At 39.9% G+C, this 22862-nt stretch carries 22 protein-coding genes and 2 pseudogenes; 13 read left to right on the forward strand and 11 right to left on the reverse strand.

Going from position 1 to position 22862, the window contains the following annotated elements; all coding sequences use genetic code 11:
• Positions 1–12: 12 nt before the first annotated feature.
• Genes FCV43_RS19555 through FCV43_RS19565 form a run of 3 tightly spaced genes read right to left on the reverse strand, consistent with a single transcriptional unit; the run spans position 13 to position 2430 of the window.
• Positions 13–825 (reverse strand): hypothetical protein, encoded by an 813-nt coding sequence (locus FCV43_RS19555; protein WP_240697193.1) that lies wholly within the window; start codon positions 823–825, stop codon positions 13–15.
• Positions 818–1126, reverse strand: coding sequence for a hypothetical protein (locus tag FCV43_RS19560; protein WP_019350964.1), 309 nt, complete (start codon positions 1124–1126; stop codon positions 818–820). The genes FCV43_RS19555 and FCV43_RS19560 overlap by 8 nt, the downstream gene beginning before the upstream one ends.
• Entirely contained in the window at positions 1123–2430 is a 1308-nt protein-coding gene (locus FCV43_RS19565; RefSeq protein WP_136996109.1) for a hypothetical protein, read from the reverse strand. The genes FCV43_RS19560 and FCV43_RS19565 overlap by 4 nt, the downstream gene beginning before the upstream one ends.
• 369 nt (positions 2431–2799) lie before the next feature.
• Between FCV43_RS19565 and radC the strand changes: the two genes are divergently transcribed.
• The 8 genes from radC (at position 2800) to FCV43_RS19605 (ending at position 6244) form a co-directional block, all read left to right on the forward strand.
• Positions 2800–3273, forward strand: coding sequence for a RadC family protein (gene radC / locus FCV43_RS19570; RefSeq protein ID WP_136996110.1), 474 nt, complete (start codon positions 2800–2802; stop codon positions 3271–3273).
• Positions 3270–3707 carry a DUF2787 domain-containing protein gene (locus FCV43_RS19575; RefSeq protein ID WP_136996111.1) on the forward strand — a complete coding sequence of 146 codons (438 nt, stop codon included), beginning with the start codon at positions 3270–3272 and terminating at the stop codon, positions 3705–3707. The genes radC and FCV43_RS19575 overlap by 4 nt, the downstream gene beginning before the upstream one ends.
• A 46-nt stretch (positions 3708–3753) precedes the next feature.
• Positions 3754–4197, forward strand: coding sequence for a DUF2787 domain-containing protein (locus tag FCV43_RS19580; RefSeq protein WP_136996112.1), 444 nt, complete (start codon positions 3754–3756; stop codon positions 4195–4197).
• Positions 4198–4200: 3 nt separating this feature from the next.
• Entirely contained in the window at positions 4201–4377 is a 177-nt protein-coding gene (locus FCV43_RS19585; protein WP_116871654.1) for a hypothetical protein, read from the forward strand.
• 137 nt (positions 4378–4514) lie between these two features.
• Positions 4515–5282: a transcriptional regulator gene (locus FCV43_RS19590; RefSeq protein WP_136996113.1), complete on the forward strand. Its 768-nt coding sequence runs from the start codon at positions 4515–4517 to the stop codon at positions 5280–5282.
• 47 nt (positions 5283–5329) lie between these two features.
• Entirely contained in the window at positions 5330–5659 is a 330-nt protein-coding gene (locus FCV43_RS19595) for a hypothetical protein (RefSeq protein ID WP_240697195.1), read from the forward strand.
• Between the two features lie 50 nt (positions 5660–5709).
• Positions 5710–5967, forward strand: coding sequence for a hypothetical protein (locus FCV43_RS19600; protein ID WP_136996115.1), 258 nt, complete (start codon positions 5710–5712; stop codon positions 5965–5967).
• 40 nt (positions 5968–6007) lie between these two features.
• Positions 6008–6244, forward strand: coding sequence for a hypothetical protein (locus tag FCV43_RS19605; RefSeq protein WP_136996116.1), 237 nt, complete (start codon positions 6008–6010; stop codon positions 6242–6244).
• A gap of 166 nt (positions 6245–6410) precedes the next feature.
• On the opposite strand, the gene FCV43_RS19610 is transcribed toward FCV43_RS19605, so the two are convergent.
• The 5 genes from FCV43_RS19610 to FCV43_RS19630 all read right to left on the reverse strand — a co-directional run bounded on the left by FCV43_RS19610 (position 6411) and on the right by FCV43_RS19630 (position 14589).
• Positions 6411–7799, reverse strand: coding sequence for a hypothetical protein (locus tag FCV43_RS19610; protein WP_136996117.1), 1389 nt, complete (start codon positions 7797–7799; stop codon positions 6411–6413).
• A gap of 5 nt (positions 7800–7804) precedes the next feature.
• On the reverse strand, positions 7805–12736 hold the full coding sequence (locus tag FCV43_RS19615) for an AAA domain-containing protein (protein ID WP_136996118.1): 4932 nt from the start codon (positions 12734–12736) through the stop codon (positions 7805–7807).
• A 386-nt stretch (positions 12737–13122) separates the two neighbouring features.
• Positions 13123–13563 (reverse strand): ribonuclease HI, encoded by a 441-nt coding sequence (locus FCV43_RS19620; RefSeq protein ID WP_136996119.1) that lies wholly within the window; start codon positions 13561–13563, stop codon positions 13123–13125.
• Positions 13564–13643: 80 nt separating this feature from the next.
• The gene (locus FCV43_RS19625; protein WP_136996120.1) at positions 13644–13832 is read right to left on the reverse strand and encodes an AlpA family transcriptional regulator; all 189 of its coding nucleotides are present in this window, start codon (positions 13830–13832) and stop codon (positions 13644–13646) included.
• Between the two features lie 76 nt (positions 13833–13908).
• On the reverse strand, positions 13909–14589 hold the full coding sequence (locus FCV43_RS19630) for an inovirus Gp2 family protein (RefSeq protein WP_136996121.1): 681 nt from the start codon (positions 14587–14589) through the stop codon (positions 13909–13911).
• A gap of 586 nt (positions 14590–15175) precedes the next feature.
• Between FCV43_RS19630 and FCV43_RS19635 the strand changes: the two genes are divergently transcribed.
• The 3 genes and pseudogenes from FCV43_RS19635 to FCV43_RS19645 all read left to right on the forward strand — a co-directional run bounded on the left by FCV43_RS19635 (position 15176) and on the right by FCV43_RS19645 (position 19002).
• Positions 15176–16351, forward strand: a complete 1176-nt coding sequence (locus FCV43_RS19635) for a hypothetical protein (protein ID WP_136996122.1) — start codon at positions 15176–15178, stop codon at positions 16349–16351.
• A 348-nt stretch (positions 16352–16699) separates the two neighbouring features.
• Positions 16700–17915: pseudogene (locus FCV43_RS19640) on the forward strand (integrase domain-containing protein).
• 679 nt (positions 17916–18594) lie between these two features.
• Positions 18595–19002 (forward strand): hypothetical protein, encoded by a 408-nt coding sequence (locus tag FCV43_RS19645; RefSeq protein WP_136996123.1) that lies wholly within the window; start codon positions 18595–18597, stop codon positions 19000–19002.
• A gap of 208 nt (positions 19003–19210) precedes the next feature.
• Here FCV43_RS19645 and FCV43_RS19650 read toward each other — a convergent pair.
• Positions 19211–20368: pseudogene (locus FCV43_RS19650) on the reverse strand (transposase); the annotation flags it as partial.
• Between the two features lie 33 nt (positions 20369–20401).
• A complete protein-coding gene (locus tag FCV43_RS20465; RefSeq protein ID WP_240697194.1) occupies positions 20402–20542 on the reverse strand; it encodes a hypothetical protein in 141 nt (46 codons plus the stop codon).
• Between the two features lie 187 nt (positions 20543–20729).
• Between FCV43_RS20465 and hipB the strand changes: the two genes are divergently transcribed.
• Entirely contained in the window at positions 20730–20978 is a 249-nt protein-coding gene (gene hipB, locus FCV43_RS19655; RefSeq protein ID WP_136996124.1) for a type II toxin-antitoxin system antitoxin HipB, read from the forward strand.
• Positions 20978–22294, forward strand: a complete 1317-nt coding sequence (locus tag FCV43_RS19660) for a type II toxin-antitoxin system HipA family toxin (RefSeq protein ID WP_136996125.1) — start codon at positions 20978–20980, stop codon at positions 22292–22294. Before hipB ends, FCV43_RS19660 begins: the two co-directional genes overlap by 1 nt.
• A 201-nt stretch (positions 22295–22495) precedes the next feature.
• On the opposite strand, the gene FCV43_RS19665 is transcribed toward FCV43_RS19660, so the two are convergent.
• Positions 22496–22862, reverse strand: a 367-nt coding sequence (locus tag FCV43_RS19665; protein WP_136996126.1) for a prepilin-type cleavage/methylation domain-containing protein, incomplete at its 5' end; no start/stop codon positions are given.

Below are 22862 nucleotides of genomic sequence, written 5' to 3' on the forward strand. Positions count from 1 at the left end.
TTCAGCGTACCACTACAGTGGTTTTTTTTGAGCTTCATAAATACTAGAGTAGATATCTTGTATTGTTTTATCTAAAAGCTCTCTTCCTCTGTAAGCATCTGCGTCTGAAAAGCCCTCGATTTCTCTATCCATATCCATACTGCCCTCATCGTCACATGGAAATTCAACTATCTCATCGATTAAAAACGTAGACAATAAAAGCTCATCAAGCTGTAAAATATTAGCCTTTGCGCTCGAAAAAACTTCGTTTAGATACGGTAGAGAATCTTCATTCGGTAAAGCGTTTAATAGAGAAAGTTTTTCTTCTGGCCATGCCTCCATAAAACGCTCTTTCCTTAACGATTTGTCATCGGATTCCTCTAAACTTACCCACGAGTTATAGTCGCGAGCGATATCAGTTAGCTTTGTGATAAGTGGCTGAATATGTTGAGGGTAGATTATTTCTTTGAGCCAGAAATGAAAGCGCTCTGAATACTGGTCTTTTTTACGATTTTGGTTACTCAAGCGGAGATTATAAAAGTTGAGTAGAAAACCAGCAGTACCAATAGTAGCTAAAATAGCTGAGACAACATCTTTCATTGTCCATTCAGAGCTAGTTTGTGTATTTAATATTGGGTTGATAGTTTGAGTTACAGGTTCAACTTTCACAACAGTGTACTCAGGCCTCAGTACTACATTGATACGTCCTGTGTCTTTTGTACTAGCAACACATTCTGGTACAGCATCAGAAAGATAGCATGTAACATCTTCTAAGGTGTCTGCTTTTAAACAAGAGATGCCTAACAATAAAGTGTAAGGCATTATTTTTATTATTAATTTACTCACTAGCAGATAGGGCTTCAGATATACCTACATCAATTTCACTCAAGATCTGTTTGCTTGCTTCAAATTTGAAACGTTTCAAAAACTCTTCTCGGGAACCCGCTTGTCTAACGCTTTCTCCAAACATCCCTAGAAAAAAAGAACTTGCTAGGGTTTTTGCGTTGCTAGGAAAAATCACGGTTATAGGAAACGATTTTTCACGTTCATATTCTTCAATTTTGAAGTAGTTTCTCGCACTTTTTCCTCTCGGGCGTCCGACATAGACACGACCAGCAATAGAACAAAGATCGACTTTATTTTTCATAGTTCGTTAACTTCTTGCAGAGAGTACCTTATATAAATAATAGCCCCAGGGAAGCATTGCCCACCCAAAGATTTTATGTAGCGTTTATCTGGAAGCTTAGATAAGTCATTATCTGGATTCATAGCATACACTAACTTATCTTCAGATACACTTGGATCATACGTTCCATCCATTTTGAGTATAGCGTCACCCGATATTATAAACATATTAGGATTACGATGAGGCGCTTTGTTTGTATCCATCAGATGATGGAAAAGGTCTAAAAAGTATTTAGTCCCCTGCCCACGATCAATTTGCTCATCTAATTTACTAGAGGCATTTTGCTGCATTGCGTAAACAAGAGTTAACAGTTCCTCACTCATCGAAGAGTTGTGCTGTTCAACATATTTGAGTCGTTTACCGTTAACAAGTTCACTTTCAGTTTTTTCCTTAAACGTTTCGAAAAATGTTTTTCCAATATTAAAAATAACAATCTCGCAACACAAATTCTCTGGATCTAAAGAATCTAAGTAACCTACAATCTGCCACAACTTTTGACCTGAATGATCTTCTGCATTACCCAATACCTCAGATAGGTATCTAGTAAGCTTGCTCTCTTCTTCCTCATCAAGCTTACTTGAAATTAGTGCGAGCACTTCGTTTAGATATTCGGTAAATCCTGTCGTTACATTGGTCTTCCTGTCGGAGCCAAAAAGGAGGTCGCTATCAGTTTCGTCGGAGGATTCATGCGGGTGACTTCTCTTTTTGTATAGTTTTAAGTACTCCCTATCTGGCTCATGATACTTTGCCGCAGCTATATCTTTTACCACGCCAACAGATTTGAGAAGCCTAGACATTTTTTCATCTTCTGGCAGAACACCTGTAATACCAAAGCTTTTAGGCTTTGAGGTGTTTAAGCTCTTTACAGCACTTGCCAAAAGCATCTCGGCAGCTAAGTCATGCTCAACGCAGTCAGAGTGATCAATGTGGATACTTTTAACATGGTCGTAGTCAGATAAGTCTGAAACTTCCTTTACTATTTTCATAACCTTTTCAGGTGAAGAATAGAGGCAAAAACGTTTGGGAATTTTAAGGGTATATTTCCCCTCTCTATTTGTTTTTGTTCTCGTTGTAGCGTTATTTATTGTCTTGTACGCACTTGAATGCATTAGGTGAAAGTAGTTATCTTCATCTCTTTTGTTCAGCTTTTCTGGCTGAGACTTTTTATCCCGAATACGCTTTACTCTTGCCTTGAGGTCGTTCTTGTATACTCTACGTTGTCTGATTCTATGTAAAATCATTTGAGCATCAGTTAATCTTCTCATCTTTTAGCCAACTTTTTATATTAGTTCTTGCCTGCTCTCTCTATTCATCGTTCTTTCGTGATTATTTTGAGAAGCGGTCTAGTAAAACTGGTGAGCATATTACCAAAAATGACCAGTCCGTTCATCAAACAACCGATAAGTATTGAATTTGGCTACTTTCATTTATTCTTATAACACCTAGATATTAAGAAAAATAATACATCTCTCTTTCTTCCATTCTGACGCCATCAGCTTTCCTCTCAGGCCCAATTCCCACTCACGATCTCCGTAGGGATCAACCCTCCATTTGTATCTCACCCTAAACCAAAAAATCTTCAGGCATATGTCATCAATGTGAATAACCATCATTGAATCCGACAGGAGTCTGAAATGAATACCCAAAATTCTGATTACAAAAAACAACAGCGCTATCAAGAGAATGAAATCCTAGAGCATGCCGCTGAGATACTCGCGACGCGCTATGTACGTGGTGATGCCTTAATTAGCCCAGATGCGACCAAAGAGTATGTACGCTGCAAACTCGGCAGCTATGAACGTGAAGTATTTGCTTTACTGCTACTGGATAACCAAAACCGACTGATTGAGTTTAAAGAGCTCTTTCATGGCACCGTCGATGCCGCCAGTGTCTACCCAAGAGAAGTAGTAAAAGCTGTGTTGGAAGTGAATGCAGCAGCAGTGATCATGGCTCACAACCACCCTTCAGGTGACTCTACCCCCTCACAAGCGGATAGACGTATAACCGAAAGACTCAAAGACGCCTTAGCGCTGGTGGATGTGCGCGTATTGGACCATATCGTAACGGGCGAAACCTGCACCTCATTTGCTGAGCGAGGCTGGTTATGATTGAACAACACTATGGTGATATCAGTATCAATGATGCACTGCTCTCGTCACTAGAGAGTCTTCTTACTGGTCATACACTACCTGAGCAGGCTGAGAGACTGGTATTGAACTGCCGTCAAATGAGTTACTACCACCATCGTCAAGGACTGCACCCGATTGAGATACAACTCAAACGAGAGTCAATCTCAGAGCCTTGGCTCATCGTATTCTTTGCGAGCTTTTCTTACCCTAATGATAACAGTACTAGCGTAGAGCCGGAGCTGTACTTTCACCTTACTAATCGTTGGTTCTATCAACCCGATACAGGAACAACGGATTTATCTCATCCAGAAGTGCAAGAGGTGCTCTCTGCTTGGGTGAATGCATTAACTCGCCACCTAACCCGAAACGTCTTTGATAGCGTGCAACTCTCGTTGGCCAGCTCGTTTAACTAAACCCCTAACTACTTTCTGATTTATCCCTAAACAAGGAGGACTGTCGATGTCCCAATTAGCCTTTACGTCATTACCCCTGCCTGTTTCTAAGAAGCTGTATGCGTTGCTTAATGAGCGTTACTCGGCTCATTTACTTAACAATGAAACGCTCTCCACCAGCCGTCATGTGGTCTTTAACTTTCGTGATAAAACTTACAGTGCTGATGCTGGTGGCTTTCACCCTGTCGAAATTTCTATTTGCCAATCTTCAACAGGAGAATGGTGTGTTGAGTACATCACGGACTTTGCTTATATGGGGAGCTACTACCCTGAGCTTGAGCGGAATTTGGATTTTGACTTTCGCGCTAGTCAATGCTTTGCCAGCTACCACGGATGGTTTTCAATGAAAGATAACCGCGAGGCTGTTGAGCTGTATCAATTGTGGGAGAGTAATTTTCTCGCATACGTCGAGATGGAGGCATTCGACGATATTACCCTTACCCCGCAATAACTCATGACTTCTCTTCTTCTACAAACCATCAAACTTGTCACGGCTCTTATCACCCTGCTTACCCTATCTCCCTTCTTTGGTGCAATAGGAACCCTAACGACTTTGGGCTTTCTCGTAGTACTGCTGATTGGGTTACTGGTAGCCATCTCAGAGCTGAGAGATAAAAACAACCATCGATAATGTTAATCGACTCACGCTTTCGTTAAGTCGATTGATGACGTTTTAACCGTTGGACATTATGTGTCGAACCCACCTCTATTCTCCCGACATTAAATGTCCGACTCCGGTGTGGAGCGCTATGTATTGAGAGAGTAGCCATGAGCAATAAAACCAGCATTGAAGGCTTATCTGCTTTGCTGCACACGCTGATGCTTATTCCTCAACATCGATGGATCACCGTTAGGGAGTTGCAGCAGCAGTTAGCCCTAATCGATATCCACCGCACCACTCGCAGCATTAAACGCTACCTCGATGACATCATTGTGGAAGTGTTTAACGTAGAGTGCGATTCGATGAGCATGCCCCATGTTTATCGGAAAACCTCAGAGCAATTACTGACGTTCAATAAGCAAGAAATGCTCTATTGGCAACTGACCAACAAGTACTTACAGCCGCTTATTCCTGATGCACTGAATTATGGACAGGGTCGGTCCTCGGAGAGAGACAAACCCTTACTAGATAAGGCTTCAGCCATTTCAAAAGAACGACTTTGGCTAAGCAAAGTACACCTCAATCTACCTAATACGAGAAGCTGGAGTAACAAGCAGCAACAAGTCTTAGGGTCAGTCCATGAAGCATTACTTAACAACCGAATGCTAAAGGTCTCTAGCCAAGCTTTGCAGCAGGAGCATACGCTCATTGAACCACTGGGACTCTCGGTTCAGTGTGACGCGCTCTTGCTGCTCTTTCGGTTATCCGACCAACATCCAATACACACCGTTGCCTTACCACTCATCGATGAGGCCAGTGTATCGACATTTTCATTTGCCTATCCCTCCGACTTCAATGTTGAGCAGTTCATGCTGGCTCACGAAGGAGCAGGCTACCCAGAATTTCACTCACCAATGAGGAGAGTAACCCCATGACCAAAATAAAACATCGACTAAACCAATCGGTTCGATACGCAGTCACGATGGCCCTGTTTATTGTAGCAACAGGATGTACTGAGCAGGAAGAATCTCCTGAAGCCGTTGCGGATATAGAAGTATCGATCTCCACCAACTCTCATTGGGGAAGCTTAGTCTTTGACCTACAAGCCATCACCAACAACACCGTCATCACCGACGTTGTAATTAACCGAGGTAATTGTCGTATTCCTGCTGGTACGGCCTCAGAGCTGTCTAGAAACGTTTCATTGAAGTTCGGTGAAACCTACACGGGATACAGCAATAACTGTACCGTCGATAACGTGAAAGAAATTGAAGTGACGTCAACGGCTGGCACCTTTATTTACACCTTCTAAACCGAAAGCAAAACAACTCATCTATTTATCAATACCAATAAGGATCGAATATGAAAAAATCATACGTACTCATCGCGATTGCATTGAGCTCTCTAAGCGTTTCATCAATGGCAAACGCTGCGCTCGGTGGAACACCCAACATATCTAAGGCGCATCTGGAGAAGCACTGGAATGGAAAACAAGGTCCTCAATCTACTCTTGTCGCTGGAGCTCTTCTACATTGGACAGCCGATGCGTGTGGAAAGCTTAACGGTCAAACCTCCGATAAGAATAAGTGCTCATCTGAAGCTGAACAAACGTCTAACTAATCCCCAACTTTCTTTTTAAAATTATAGTGAGAATGACACCATGAAAAACATCACAACAAACACACTTGTTCTACTGACTACCCTAGCATCACCTTTTGTTTTGGCTCAAGGTGGTGGTTCGCTTGGAGGTAATCCATCGGTAGAAACGGGAGCGGTTAACGTCAGTGTAGGTAAATGCACTCAATACAAGCTAGATGTGAAAGCAGCCCTAATCGCAGGTAAACAGGTATCGTCGGTTACGGTTCCTAAAGGCTGTGAAGCTGCTGAAGGAAGCTAATACCACTAACGATAAATCACATAAAAACGGGGAGCACAATGCTACCCGTTTTTTTTGAGCTCCTCTATTCAGAGAAGACCTGATTAGTTAGAGGCGTTCTTGAAGGCTTGAAGGTACCGGTCATTAGTACTCAACATCAAATCTAACACTCTACCGAACCATACATCTATTTAAACTTTCCGATTAGATTTGGTTTATCATGTGATACAGAATCCTTCAGAAATTCATTAACTACTTTTTCTATTTTTACGATTAATTTTTGGTCAGTTGTAAAAAAACCTAAAGGAACATGAACCGGACTAAGATCAGGCAGTGATAAGTGATAACTTACGGCAGCAAACTCATTACTTAAGAGTAAAACCTCGACGTTACCATTAAACAAGCCATTTCTTATGCCCTCACAGAATTCAATGCTACCTAGTTTGTGTTTCCACGCTTTCCCAGCTTGCCTTTCAACATTCTGATGATCATCACATGGCAAATACATCTTCAGCTTATAATTGGTATTTTTCGCATCAGCTCTATAGTTAATCAGACTATCTCTAGCTTTATTAAAGCCTTCACTCATTCCCCAATAGCGGGTATTAGCACCAAACCAGTATAGTTCTCTTGTTTTTTGTGTCTTTTTCTGGGACTTGAGTTTCTTTAAATTGCTCTCAATAATACTCCATGGTTGATTTCCATATAATGGACCAACCAAAAGCTCATACGGCTTATCAAAAGAGCCTGCTACCATTTCCGCGAGCATTCCACGAAAGTCGATACTCTCACCTTTAATAAAACGGCTAACAGACATATCTTCAAGAGCATCCCATGCAGCAGTAATACTATCTAAGTTGTTACCTAATCTGATGTTGTCAGTTTCTTGCGCAATAGCCTGTGTAATTGCCTCATCATTCTCATAAAGCTTATCAACGTAAAAAGGCTTAATACGACTGTCTAAATCTATCTCAAATTTCCGTTTAACTCTGTGAGCGATAGTTTTCTTTCTAGATACTTTATCAACAGAATAAAGGCTAGGTAACGAGTTATCATGAGTCTTAATTACCCCCAGCTCACCTTTCTCTACTAGCCGCTGAAAGTGTTTAGTAAACATCGCTCTTGCATGCTGTTCACTTAAGCTTTGCACTTCATGATTAACGTTTAAACGAAGGCCTGTATGCCAATTTTCATGCTGATTTTTGACTTTATTAAACCCAGCGAGTTCAAATGAAACAGAAGAAGTCCTAGACTGTGGCTTTTCGATCATAGGTTTATCATCCAATGATGAAAAATACCCTTTCGCCAGTGTGGTTAGAAATAACTTCCCTTCGTCAGAATATGCAACTTCACCCTTACTGATCGGTTCCTCAATAGCAGCCGCTAATTCACGCTGATTAAAGCCAAAAAATGAGGATAGTTCAAACTTAGAAAGCGGTGAAATATAAAGTGCTTTAAGCAAGAACTCTTTTATGAACGGAAAGCCTTGCTTACTTAAGTAAGAGTATTCAATGCCAAATGTTTCAGTAGGCACAATATAATCTACTTCATTAAATTCAATCGTTGTGTTTTCCATAAGAGTTATACCGCCTTCTTAAGTTTTTTGGTTGTAATGTCTACAAAGCGATACAAGTCTTCACTAGCGTTTTCTTCCATAAACTTAATAACCTTACCAAATGGCAATTGGCTATTCTTTCCTTGCCACATTCTCTTATCACCAACAATCACCAAACGATCCATTGCTCTTGAAAGACCAACATTGATTCGGTTGGGTAGTTTTAAAAAACCTGAACCTTGCTTTGGCTCTGAACGTGTTACCGATAAAATAATGACGCGATTTTCTTTGCCCTGATAACTATCTACGGTATCTATTTTCAATAATTTTGTAAGTTCATCAGACAAAGAGGCCTTTTTTACTTTCTGTCTGATACGCCTTTTCTGTTCGGCGTACATACAAATCACACCAATAGCAGCTTCACCTTCTTTTACTTGCTCAAGTAATGAATGAACAAAACTTTCATTTTCATCAACCTGTTTGAGCAAATCGACAATAGCATCAGCTTCTGCATCATTGTAAATGCTTCGACCAGAACCTGTTTGATGAGATGCTTTTTTATTTAAATTTGATGTATCAAGCCACGTTGTAGCTGAACTCAATGCTTCGGGCACATCACGGTAAATATCAGGGATCTTTCGTTCACCATTTTCTAACTCACCACCATAGAAACACTGAGAGACCAAAGTACCAATCGCAGGAGCCATTCGATACTGTACAAGCAGTTTCGCACCTACCTGTTTCCCATAATCACTTTCAAACGCACGAGCAAAATCACTTTCAATTAATTCATCGATATCATTCGATGATTGAATACCTAAATGTCTCGCCAACGCTTTCTTATGAGGATCGGTATAAAGAGGAGGTAACTGTTTGTGGTCCCCCACTAGTAGCACTCGTTTGCCAACCTGCATCGCAATTGCTAGCTCACTTGCAATAGAACGAGCCGCTTCATCAATAATGATCCAGTCATATTGATTACTTGCTATATCAATATTCCAGTTGCCAATACCAACACAAGTACCTGCAACCAGTTGTTTTGAACGAGCCAAAAATTCATCCATATTGGCATTTCCAGATTGCATAACTCGTATCATATCTTTCGACAATTTCACTAGTCGTTGAACTGAGCTAGAGATATTTAGCTCAATAGCATACTCTTGATTTAACTCTTTAATTAAGCCGTCATGAACATCTCTTAAGTTATCATGCCAATCTTTGTTGGTACGTATACTCTGAGGCAATCTACTGTTAATTAATGACTTTCTTTCCCCAATTTGTTTTTTAAGCTCTTTCTTCTGTTTAGCTACTATCTCTTTATCATCAAGTGCTATTAATGCACTTTGTTGCTCGGTAATGTGTGAGAGTATTTGCTTATCTAAGGTTAAATAGGCTTCTAAATAATCAGTTGGAGCTTTTAATGACTTAGCTAGGTTCAACACTCGATATTTTAATTGAGTTTCAAATTGTTCTACTTTTTGACTAACAATATTATCAGAATATGCGTCACGTAATGAGTGGGAAATGGTTGATTCACTTCGACTAAAACGCACAACATCAAGCTCCGTTTTTAAACGGCCACAGTGTTTTCGAATTCGTTCAGCAGCAGTATTCACGGCTTCATGTGACTGACTTACCAATAGAATTCGCTCAGTGCCTTGTTTTTCAATTAAGTAATGAACAAAAGCAGCAATAAATTCGGTTTTACCTGTGCCCGGGGGACCTTGCAGCATTGAAAGTGGGCCAAACCTTAGAAGCTTTTGAAAAGCTATTCGTTGTTTATCATTGAGCTTAATAGCATTACCGTTATCATCTTTTCGATCATAACGTTTAAAATCTTCATCGGTGACAGTTAAGTCATAGTCTGTAGGCGCTAAGTCACAGTCAGGCTCAAAGTAATCGGATAAATTTTCTACAACTGAGTCTTGTTCAAGAATACGAGTTAATGCGTTCTTTCGTTTATTGAAAGAAGACTTATCTGCTTTACTGCGAAAGAAAATGATATCGTCTTCAGTTAAGCGGTGAGCTCTCTTCGAATAGCGGGATAACTGCACTCTATTCAATCCTGAGGCCGATAAATTAACTTCGCCAATAAAGTAGTCCTCTTCATCATTAACGATAATTGCTTCAACCTGATCTTTAGCGGTAAAGCCATCAAGTGGATCTTTTTCAGCTTCGTATGACAGTATAAGGATATCTTTATCATCTTTATGTGTTCTTGGCTCGCCAATAAGCTCTACATATGGATGAGATTCAGTCTCTGTTTTAAGAATTGCCTTCCAAAGATCTTTGGTCGATATTGGCTTAACACTATGTTCAGCCTCAATAGTATCGGTGGGGGGCTCAACTGAAAGAGGCTCTACTTTTCTCTGTTTTAATTGAAATTGTTTAACTGCGTTTTCGAAACTATAAAACTGACGAATACGTCTATTGAGTGCTTCTAGATTACTTGCTCTACCTTGAGTGATACGAATAGCAAAAGGAAGCTCTAAAACAGCGTTTTCGATATCTCTAGGATAAATACTATCTCTTGTTTTAGGAGCTAAGCCATGTTCAAAAGTGAAACTTACTTGATCGAAGAAAAGCCTAAAGAAGCCACCTAATCCACAAAAGTTCATTACCAAACCCGAGGCTTTTTTATCACTGTCTTCTATCGAAACATATAATTTACCGTTATCAGGGTATATTGTTAGAGGATCAAAGCTTTCTCTTGCTCCTCCTATTTCAATATCAATCGTTTCAACCGATGGTTGTTCTGTTTTTTCTGGGTTTAAAACAGCATCTTTAAAACGAGTTAATTCTCTAAAGCCAAAATCAACATCTTCAAGTTCGTGAATAATAGCTTTGCTAACGGCTTCAAAGCTTGAGCTCTCAGTTCCCCAGTCAATTTCCAGTAGTTCTGCGCTTATTTTCATTACTGCATAATTATCACGTTCAAAGGCTGAACTGTTATCGATATCCGCAGGGCTATATTCAGTATTAAGCAACTCTTCTGCATCATGATGAAAATCTAAAACATCAATAATAAAAACGTCACCATGTTTATCTACCAGAACGTTCTCCGGTTTTAAGTCGCCATGTGCAATGCCTAACGAGTGCATATGCTCAATATGGGCAACTAAGCTTTTCACAATATCGTTTCTGCGATTACGCATACGGTAAGGTTCTATAGTTTCCCCTTCAATCCACTCATTGACCAAATACAACGAGCTATCTCGTGCGGTAATACCATAATCAACAACGGTGGGAATAAAACTTAAATTAAGGCTTTGCAGTTTTTCTACTCGCTCTAAAAACGATAACGTGCGAAGACCAAGACCAGCATTAATGTCAGTAGGATTAATATTATTCCAAACTTTTACTACACCAGTGACAGCTTTAAAGACTTCTTTTGAATCGTTTGCAGAAATTTCTTCTAATTCAGGGTGCAATTTGCTTATTTTGCTAGCCTTAACAAATCGCTCTAGCTCTTGCGTTGAAAAGCTAAAGGTAGCTTCTTTACTTGGTTCTTGTTCAACCAAAGCATCTAAAAACTCACCAGCATTAGCAAAATCTTTACCGTTAAGAGCTCTTAATAACGTGTCGCCATACCACACATCACATTGTGAAAGGTCAACCTCTAACGATTTTTCAAGCGCAGGTGTTAATCGTTTGGCTTCAAGAATTGACCACGCAATAATTGCAAGGCGAGAAACATCATAATGATAGGGAGTTAGCGAAGGCGTAGCTTGGTTGTATACCGATAGCTCATCTCGAACGTCACCCACGGTTTCTTTTTTGCGAACAAAGGCCGAAATAAAGTTTGAAAGCGCAACGCGCTGCCCAGTACTTAACCAAATACTGTGTTTACCAATGTCTCGGTGAGCGAGTTGTAGGTGGTGCAAGTCTGCAAAACGAGCGATTAACACCCTAACTAGGTTAACACGCTCATCAATGGATAAGTTTTCACCATAGGTAATAATAAAATCATTAAGGCGTTCATGGCCGTGAGGAAGCTCAACAACCTCGTTGTATTGTGAGGTTATCTTCTCTTTAGTCGGTATTGTTAGTGAAGAAACACAATGCTCGTATAACTCTCTATTTTCTCTTTTTATTTTGGTGAGTACTTCACGTTCACGAGAAGCAATCTTTATACGTCCATCAGGGGTTTTAGCATCATGATTTGATAGTTTATTAAAATCCCAGCTGCGGATAATGGCACGATCATTCTTATCGGCCTCACTTTGAGCAAAGTACTCTTTATATACTTCATTAGGGTGCTCAAAAATCTGCTCTTGCCCTAACCAGCCATCAACGGATAACGGCCTTGCTTCTACTTTCTTATCATTTAGCAGCAAGCTTTTCTCTAGCAGTGGGACATCGTTTAACAAAACTTCGGACTTAGAATGAGGGTCAAAGCGTTCATTAAATAGTTTCTGATTAGTGCATAACTTACAAAAGTCACTCAAGCTAAGTGTTTCAGCGAGTTCTTTTTGGTTTAAGCCAGAAAAGTTACTGTTGCCAGTCATCACGACTAACGAATATACACGTGGTGTGAAGTTAGCGTTGCTAAATTTTCCTGCAAATGGTTTAAGTAAATTTCTCAGTAAGAACTCTTTATTGCGAGTGACCTCAACAGGCGATTTCCCTCTATCTTCATTACCCCAAAACCATTTCCCTCTATTTGAAGTAACAGGTTTGCCGTTCCAGTGTTTAAGTTCAACAATAAGAATATTGCAGTGGGTTACTATCAGTAAATCTATTTCGCCTTGCTTATGTTTATTGACAAAGCGAAAACCTGCGTAACCTTTCCAGCCCTCGTTAAAGGACTTTTTTAAAACTTGTAGGGCTTCAAAACCCTGTCCTTTATTTGCACTTTTCTGCTTTTGCGCATTTGGGGTACTCAGCACATTTTCAATTTTTTTAATTGCATCGATTTCGTGGCGTTCAAGGCCACCATCCCAATATTTGATATCCATGTATTTTCTTATTGTTTACTCATCATTCAAGGAAAATCCACTTACACAAGGAGCGACATATAGAAGAGTCACAACGCACAGGCCTAAATCAAAATCGCCCTCATACTTTCAATTATATAGATCTAGCGTTTCTAAGTGGGGAGTTTAAGCTATTGCTTTTATTAAAATTATATTATTTACATGTACAACTCAAGTCATAGTCATAAGTTATACCACTTGCACGTCATTAGGCGTAACGTTTATCTCAACGTATCTAACTGAAGATATATGTTATCTATAAAAACGCTTAACGCTACCTTAAAGACGAATCACCACTCCTAGGGATAAAGCATAAATACGACCGCACAGCCTGCTAGCGGTTTGCCAACAAGCTGTGCTCTATCTTCTTACTCGGCTTCTGCCGCTTCAACGGCTAACAAGTCTGCCATGTCATTACCCTTATCACCTGAATGGGCTTTGACCTTTCTCACCTCTACGTATTTCTGTGAACGTAGTTCGTCGATTTGTTGCCATAGATGACGGTTCTTAACTGGCTTCTTATCTGACTTACGCCAACCTTTATCCTTCCAGTTATCTAACCAACCGTTATAACCCTTCACACAAAAGTCACTGTCTGAGTAGATGACGTCACCATCCTGTGCGTACTCTAGACCTTCGATTAAGGCCATTAACTCTAATTCTGCATTGGTGGTACTGCGTCTGATAGTAATGCTATCTTGATACTCCAGTTCACCGTGCTCATTAAAGGCTGCAATACCAATTCCACCCTGTGTGCATCCGTGTTGATTGTTTGGTGCCGCGCCGTCTACGTAAATTGAAAAACTCATTTAATTTCTCTCTCTAATTGAAAAGGGAGCCTTCATGGGCTCCCTGTTGATGTGATAACTGTGTTCGTTGTTGTTTGTGGTTAGCTTTGGCTTTCTCGCAGTGCTAGACGCTGTTCCATCCATTCTTCGATTTCACTCTCTACCCATGCGACAGCGCGCCCACCCAGTGACACCGTTTTAGGAAAGGTATTCTCTTCCATAAACTTATAGATGCTTGAACGACCTAATCCCGTTAACGCTATTACTTCTTTCAGTCTTAAGAATCTCATTGGGAATAGCCTCCTGTTTGTATATACCCATGAGATGAGCCACCGCTGTAAAAAAATGCAGCAGCCCTAACCTGAGTTAACGCTGACTCCCCCCGAAACTCCTTCTACGATCACCAAAATGCTTCGTATCTTCTTTAGCTAAATAACTCACATGCTTAAACAGCTCATCAAATGCATCGTCAAAGTCATCGGAGTTACGGTTTAAGCGATGAATAACCACGCTGTCACTATTCTTTCTCTTTGAGAAATGTACTAATCCATTTGCCTCGTCATAATCAACACCGACGACTCTCGCCCATGCCTCCACGATAAAGGAGCCTAAATTATCATTTGGCGTTTGAGTTTGTCCCAACCAGTTAAATCTGTCCTTATTGAACATGAGTAATAAGTGATAGTGGTCATTCATTGAGGTAGAGCGCTCTCTAACCCACACATTTCTAACTTTGCAGGGATGAACCCTACCACCCTCTTGTCTTTTTTTTCGCTTGCCAGAGTAAGCTATCTGTGACTGCAACGAGCGGATAAAATCGGTGATGACATTGCCACACTCTTCATTGGCTCTTAGCTTTGGAAATCTCAAATCTACACGGATAGCCATGAGGCGAGGATAGTCATCTAATGCTCGTTCAATGGTGGCGTGCATTTTTTCTAAGTAGTCGAGGTACAGTGGACCGTGTGCAGTCTGGATAGGATGACCAAGAAAGGTTTTCTTAATGGTGAGTCTAAGGTTTTTGTTTTTTCGAGAACGTACATTCATTGCTATCTATTCCTATGTTGAGGTTCATAGATAGGTCGATGCCGTTATTTATAATGGTGTACTGTGAGTCACTTGGTGTGACTCAGTAGACGGAGTAATCTGATGGTGTTAATTGATGGTTTAGTAATACTAACCAGACAGACATTGGTGATATTTCGTTATGTGCATCATTCTTTCATTTTGCACACATCAACTCATTGTCATATACAATAATTAGAGAAAACATATAGCTAGCATATGCATAACACGACGGTTAATGAGGTTTAAGTTGCTTGCAAGTTAAATGAAATTAACGGAAAAAGCAGTTATTTTTCATGAAGCATCCGCATAACTAATTATGCATTTAGAGTTTCATTCAACTCATCCCGCCTTCACATTTCCACTTAGAAACAAGAGATATCCCTGATGAAAAATGCTAACATTATTTTGTAACAATTAAATAAAAACACACACCCGACTAGGTATAGGTTAAGAGAAATTAAATTGCTAAATCTTTGCTATTAAATTGTCGATTTATATCTCAATACTGTTATAAATCCCACTAAAAACTTGCTCAAAATTGCCACGAAATCTCCAGAGAATAACCATGCATAAAAAAAGATTAACTAGATTTCTTAATGATACTGAAACACGCCTCCGCTTTTATGTTCTTTATCTCTCTTATTCCGACGATAGAAAAGAACACAGTGACTTTCGTGATCTGGCCTTGCTCAATTATCAAGAGCTACAACATCGTTTCATTGAAGGGATTTCTTCAGACCTGATGATCAATATTGCCGCACTAGACAAAGGTGATTTATCAACTACACAAGAGCAGAAATTGGATGAATTACTAAATAAACTACACGACGAATCAGTCGATTACTTAATTACAAGTGAGTTCACCTCTTGGCTAAAAGGTGATCGAGAGAAATACTTCTTCCACTCTATGCTCAAGATGATGGTGATGACTAAAGTCAATTTGGTTGCCTCACCAGATGATGTCAAAATCATTGGTGATCGATTATGGCCTCGCCTCAAAGACAAACAACATTTAGACGAGATAGAAGAACGTAAAAAAGAAGCGAAAAGACGTGCACTAAACCGACTTCATAATCAAAAGATTGCTTTAAGCGAACTCAGCTCAGAAGCTGAAAAAATTTTTAAACAAGATGAAGAAAGAAGAAATACAGCAGAACAACGAGAGTTCAATAGGATATCTCGAGATCCCACTCTACAGGCAATAGAATTAGTTTGCAGGTTATGCCCTACTATTGATAAGCAGAGTGACATAATCATTATCAACTACCTAACTTACCTCTGCATATCAAGAGAGCTTGCTCTCACAACAGTACAAGAGCTTTTGTTAAGAATCAGGTCAATGTATATCCAAGCATGTGAGAATGTATCTTTAAACTGGGATATTTTAAAAACCGAAAATGAAAGATTGATCAATAAAACCTATGACCGTTTGCAGAGTCAATATAAAATTTCTAATCTTTTATTTCCAACAAGCGATACAAAGATTAGGAAAAGATGCACGATAACGACTCTAGACTTATTATTCATCACATCAACTAACTTCTCCCATCGCCTAAAGCTTTTAACCGATAAGTTTTCGTCAGATAAAGCGAATAGCGAAGATTTCCAAATCGCCTTAAATGAAAAGCAATGGGAGATGCTTGTAGAACTAGCGAAAGGCGATACAAAACCAAAAATTAATCGCGCACTCAACAAGCTACTCAAAGATGCTTACAAGATTCGTTTTAACAAAAGAACATAGGTGATTACTGCTCATAAATAACGATTGTGTGATTTAAGTCACCTAATTCTTAGGTATTCCAAAAAGTACTCCATGCGAACTTAAAAAATCAATAACTGAATTAATATCAATCACTTAAATTACAAGCTCAACTCCCGCCAGCCCACCAAACGTTTGGAAAAGGCCACCTTTGGGTGGCCTTTTTTGTATCCAAAAAAACCAAAACACTCCATATTAAACAACTACTTAGTTACTAGTCTTTTCTCAAGGCATCTCATATTGTCTCAGAACTTCTCACATTTTTTGTACCCAATTTATTACCCTATACTGAACTCCATAAACTCATTGGGTAAGAATATGGAGTCGAGAATGTCTAGGTCTACAACGCAGATAACAGATAAAGAAGTCCGGAATGCCAAGCTAAAAGATGGTTAGTATATACTGTCTGATGGAGATGGCTTGCAGCTTCGAGTTCTTAAAAATGGAACCAAGTCATGGAGACTCTTATACAAAAATCCAGAAACAAGAAAATCAGCAAGTTTAAGCCTTGGCACATACCCTTCATTATCAATAGCCAATGCTAGAAAGCTAACTAGAGAGCAACGAGAATTAATTGCACAAGGCATTGATCCAAAAGCTCATAAACTGAAGATACAGAGCGATAAACCAGAATTCTTTACTTAATGTCAGCAGAGAATGGTTTGATATTAAAAAAACAGAAATTACACATGACTATGCCAACGATATCTGGCGTTCATTGGAGCTCCATGTTTTTCCTTACTTAAAAAACCATCCCGTCTCAACGTTAACGGCTCCAACTGTAATAGATGTACTCAAACCACTTGAAGCAAAAGGTTCATTGGAGACTTTAAAAAGAGTTTCCCAGCGTTTGAATGAGATCATGACGTTTTCAGTCAATTGTGGTAAAGCTCAATCCAACCCACTCCAAGGAATAAAATCAGCATTTAAGAAGCCTAAGAAAGAAAACATGAAGTCTCTGAAACCAGAAGAACTTCCAGATTTGATGAACGCTATTGCAAACGCAAGTATAAAACGAACAACTAGATGTTTAATTGAGTTTCAGCTACACACGATAACTCGACCTAACGAAGCTGCTGGAGCGAAATGGGCGGAATTTGATCTTGAGAACAGAATTTGGACAATTCCAGCGAATAGAATGAAAAAACGTCGAGAACATAGAATACCGCTAAGTAAAGAAGTTTTAGTACTTCTAGATAAAATGTATGCTGTTTCCGGACGACAAGAATATGTCTTTCCTGCTGATAGAGATCCAAGAAAGCCTACCAATAGTCAAACAGCCAACGCCGCACTAAAAAGAATGGGATTTGCAGGACGACTTGTTTCACATGGACTAAGAGCAATTGCAAGCACTACCCTGAACGAGTACGGTCATCATGATTCAGATCTAATAGAAGCGGCTCTAGCTCATGTGAGCGATAACGAATCTAGACGCGCATATAATAGATCTGACTATTTAGAGAGAAGAAGAAAAGTCATGGACTGGTGGAGTGGATGGATCTTAAAAGCATCCAACGGTTCTTTCTCTATGGTAAAAGCCGCCTAAAAAATAGAACCACGGTTTTAAAGTTGGGGTTAAAAGTCTATATAATTTCATGATATTAATTTTTTATTATTTTTTTTTAGCGTCCGAGAGGCTCAGAGCGAAGTTCTGAGGCCATGTTATTTTCTACACTATGAAGTAGGGATAACAAAGGTTTTAGTCCATTCTGTTGCGTTTTGTGGCGTTTTAGAGAGGGTTTTGAAGTTGACTTCTTTCTCTCAAAGCGTATTATACTCGCCCCATACGTTCGGTATTGACCTCCCCGTCATTCCGTCATAAAGTAAATCCACAAGCTTAAATAGATTAACTTTCAACAGACATGTTGATTTTTTTGTATCTAAAGCTCGTAGAATTGACATCCTTGGCTTAGACAACCTTGGGTGATCTTGAGGAGATAGACGCCCTCAGGATATAAAACAAGTCAGCGATAAAGGTGCGGACAGCCCAGTTGACAACAAGCATCTAGCCTGCCATTTCTTCATGTGGCGGGCTTTTTGCGTTTTTTCAAATCAATAACTTGCGGTTTCCTATCTATGGTGTTATTATTCCCTGTGGATTCATACAGCAACCACTGTATCTAGTGGTTTATGAGCCCACAAGCTACTAGATGTAGTAGCCAAACAGCGGAGTAGATGTCTAACTACTCTTGTCCAAATCAGTCTTTATGAAGAGGAATATTCCAATGACTGACTTTTACCCTAGTAGCCTAGCTACAACAATGCCAAGCGCCTCGCGCGTTGGCTTCCCTCTTGCTCATTTGTCTAAAAAGACACTAGATGGGTACTCTCTTTGGTGGCGCAAGCGAAAAGATGGAAAAGTAGCAAAAGCTGCTCTTGTGTTATGTGCTATTGCTCAAAACCAAGGCATCAAAACTAACGAAATCCGCAATCTCGCGGACGCCTGTAGTAATCCTGCTGACTCAATTCGAGATATCAATAAAAAGCTGATGAATAAGGGCTTAATGATTATTCGTATGGATCCGGTAGGCGTTGCTCCAAATGAAAGTTGCCACCATTGGTTCCTAATTGAAGCTCCGATCCAGCAAGTATCAGTAAAGATGTCCTCCAACGATCCTTTATACAACACTTAATCTGAGTAAGAGTGGAACAAAAAGCACCATACTTACATGGTGCTTTTTGTTAGTTAACTATGTAAAAAGCACTTCAAACATCATACGATTAATGAACAAAGCAAATATATTGTAGTGTTATGTATCACTAATTAAATATACACTAAACCAATCTGTTGCACGTATTTTACAGGTTTGATCTGCTCCAGTAAGACTGGACACCGCATTAAGCGACATATTGTTTTTCAAAGTTAATTGGGCTTAGATACCCAAGAGCACTGTGCCTTCTTGTTCGATTATAATCAACTTCGATGTATTCAAAGAGTGCTTGGCGCATCTCTTCTCGCGTCATTATCGGCTCGTATTGGACGGCTTCTACTTTCATTGAGTGGAAAAAGCTTTCAACACAGGCATTATCCCAGCAATTTCCCTTCCTACTCATACTTTGTTTTAAATTATGGCCTGAGATTAAGTATCTGTAGTCTTTTGAACAATATTGGCTACCTCTATCACTATGGATAATCACCCCTTCGGGCATGCCTCTACGGAACAATGCCATTGATAGCGCATCACAGACCAGAGTTGCGGTCATTCTGGTGCTCATTGACCAACCAACGACTTGCCGTGAGTACAAGTCGATAACAACCGCTAAATACATCCAACCTTCGCTTGTCGCTAGATAGGTAATATCTCCAGCCCATTTTTGGTTCGGTGCTGTTGCATTAAAATCTTGCTCAAGCAAGTTCGGGGCAACAGGAAGTCTATGCTTGCTGTCTTTCGTACATTTGAACTTACGGGCGGCCTTCGCGACTAAGCTCTGGCGCTTCATGCTCGCGGCAATGATTTTTACATCGTGCTTATTACCATTTGCCTCTAGTTCTTTTTGAATGCGCCTTGCACCGTCGCGTTCCTTTTTATCATCAAAGACTTCACGAACTTTGCTATCAAGCTGCTTTCGGTTTTCGTTGCGTTGGGTTGGGTTGGGTGACTTTATGCCGATTATCAACCCAATAATAAAACCCACTTCGAGAAACCCCAAACACCTTAGCCATACGGACAATCCTATACTGCATCAGGTGTTCGAGCATAAACTCATAGCAATCTACTTTAGATTTTTCGCGAAGTAGATGGCGGCCTTTTTTACGATATCTAGCTCTTCAGCTTGCTCAGCCAATAACCGTTTGAGTTTGGCATTTTCAGTGGCGAGCTCCCTTTCTCTATCGCTGATTTTCGCATCTATTTTGACGGCTTTACGCCACCCATAAATTTGAGATTCATACAACGATAGCTGTCGTGCGGCAGCAGCGACACCGACTTTTTCTGCTAACTTAAGTGCTTCGGCTTTAAATTCAGGAGCATGTTTGATTCGTGTTTTCTTAGTTGTCATTGTTCACCTCGTTAGTGATTGTACTCACTTAACTCAGTGTCCAAAACTTCTGGTGCGGATCATTTGCTCTGGATTCACAGGACTAGACAGTAACTCATTTCGTCTTTTCTCAAGCTGAGATAGCTCGGATTTCAACTGTTCAATTCTTTGATTTACTGACTCAATCTCATCCATGCTAAATATCACCCTGTAATATAGATAAGTCAAAGCTAAGGCTTTGACCCCTCTACTTTATCCCCTAAAAGGTATATACCTTGCATTATCCCCTTAAAGGTATAATACTGCGTATATCCCTTTGTCGGGATAGTATAGCCCATACCCTCTAGTGCGGATAAAACTTCATTGTAAGGAGTGACAACTTGTGATTTATAGCCCACAACAATTAGCCAATACCTTACTGCTCATACGCCAAAAAAATAAGTGGACTCAATCTGAACTGGCAAAAAAAGTAGGGATAAAACAAGCAACCATTTCGAACTTTGAAAATAGACCAGAAAAGGCAACTATTTCAACAATGTTCAAGCTCATCCAAGCATTAGAACTCACTCTTAAAATCGAAACAAAAGATGCAAAAAACAGTCAAAGTACTGTTGATGAGGAAGATTGGTAATGCAGCAACTTAATGCCTATATGAATGGTGAGTTAGTCGGTACCCTAATAAAACAAAACAATGGCTCTCATGAATTTCAATATAATGAGTCTTGGCTAAGTAACGACAAATCTCGCCCATTATCTTTATCTCTTAAACTACAAGTACCTACGATAACTTCTGATGCCGTTATCAACTACTTCGACAACCTACTACCAGACAATATTGCTATACGTAATAGGATTGTTGCTCGCTATCAAACAGCTTCAAACCAGCCTTTTGATCTTCTAAAGGAAATTGGTAAAGACAGCGTAGGTGCCATTGCTCTGCTCCAACCAAATCAACCATATATCGAGAACAAACTATCATACGAACTTCTTGATGAATCTCGGCTTGAAAAAATCTTAGCTGCCCATCATTCCGATATTCCATTAGGTATGATTAAGGAAGAAGATGACTTCCGAATATCTGTTGCTGGCGCTCAAGAAAAAACCGCATTACTAAGGTTGAATGAAACTTGGTGTTTGCCCAAAGGGAACACACCTACAAGCCATATCATTAAACTGCCTATTGGTGAAATTAAACAGCCCACCTCTATTTTAGATCTGACTGAAAGTGTCGAGAATGAGTTCATCTGTATTGAGTTAGCTAGAGAGCTGGGGTTTGATGTTCCGAAAGTTGAGATCATCACAACCCATAATTATAAAGCCATTGCTGTTGAGCGCTTTGATAGACGTTGGATTAAGGATCGTACGCAACTATTGCGCCTTCCTCAGGAAGATATCTGTCAAGCTAAAGGGATCCCTTCATCTATAAAGTACGAAATTGATGGGGGACCAGGAATAGCCGATATTATGAAGCTACTTGAAGGCTCATCAAATGCACTGGAAGACAGATATAACTTCATGAAGTTTCAAGTTTTCCAATGGGCTATAGGCGCTATTGATGGGCATGCAAAGAACTATTCAATATTTATTGAAAAGCAAGGTAGTTATCGTTTAACGCCTTTTTATGACATTTTGTCGGCTTACCCTATCACAGGAAAAAAAGGGCTGAACATCAGAAAGTTAAAGTTAGCAATGGGGTTAAAAGCAAGCCGTGGTAAGAAATACCAGATAAGCAAGATCTACTCTCGCCACTTTCTTGATACCGCCAATTCAGTTGGCTTTAATTCTGATAGCATGCAAAGCATATTGGATGACATGCAAACTGAATTACCTAAAGCAATTGAGCGCCTCGCTGCCCGCTTACCTGAAGGTTTCCCAAAACACATAACCGAAGCTATCTTTGATAACTCTATTGCTATGCTTAACAAATTAAATTTGAGCAAGAACTAGATCGAGAAGATAGAGCTTGATGTGCTTTATTGAGCACTCAGATCAAAGATCATATAGAGCACACAAAAACAAGAATTGGTATTAATCTAAAACTGAGCTAACCAATAATAGAAGGCAGAAGAACTCGTGCTAGGTCACTACAATCCTATATAACGAAGTGTAAGCCACACTTTAGATACCTCAAAGCCTCATGGATTCAACCTAACACCCATCAGTAAGCGTCGAGACCTCTCTAAATACAATACTGCTTCCGTCTTGCTGGAAAACATAAAACGCGAGGCATTTATCTGCAACGGTTTTTCCTCTTGGGATAAAAAACATCCCCCAACCAGGGTAGCCAGGTAAAACACGACTCGCAGGCGTTTGATCGACAACACAGATAGAGGCTTCAGTGCATGGCGTTGTAAGCGATGCAGGGGTGTAATAACCATTACCTAAATAAGCAATATCACTATTCATCAGTGACGCGATATTATTATCCCAAAGCTCTTGCGGTGTGCCGAAGTACGTATTGATGTTTACGCCACCAACATCAACAGCAACATTACTTGGTGAGTAGACCACCGGA

The organism is Vibrio genomosp. F6, from assembly GCF_005146325.1.
Taxonomy (GTDB): domain Bacteria; phylum Pseudomonadota; class Gammaproteobacteria; order Enterobacterales; family Vibrionaceae; genus Vibrio; species Vibrio cortegadensis.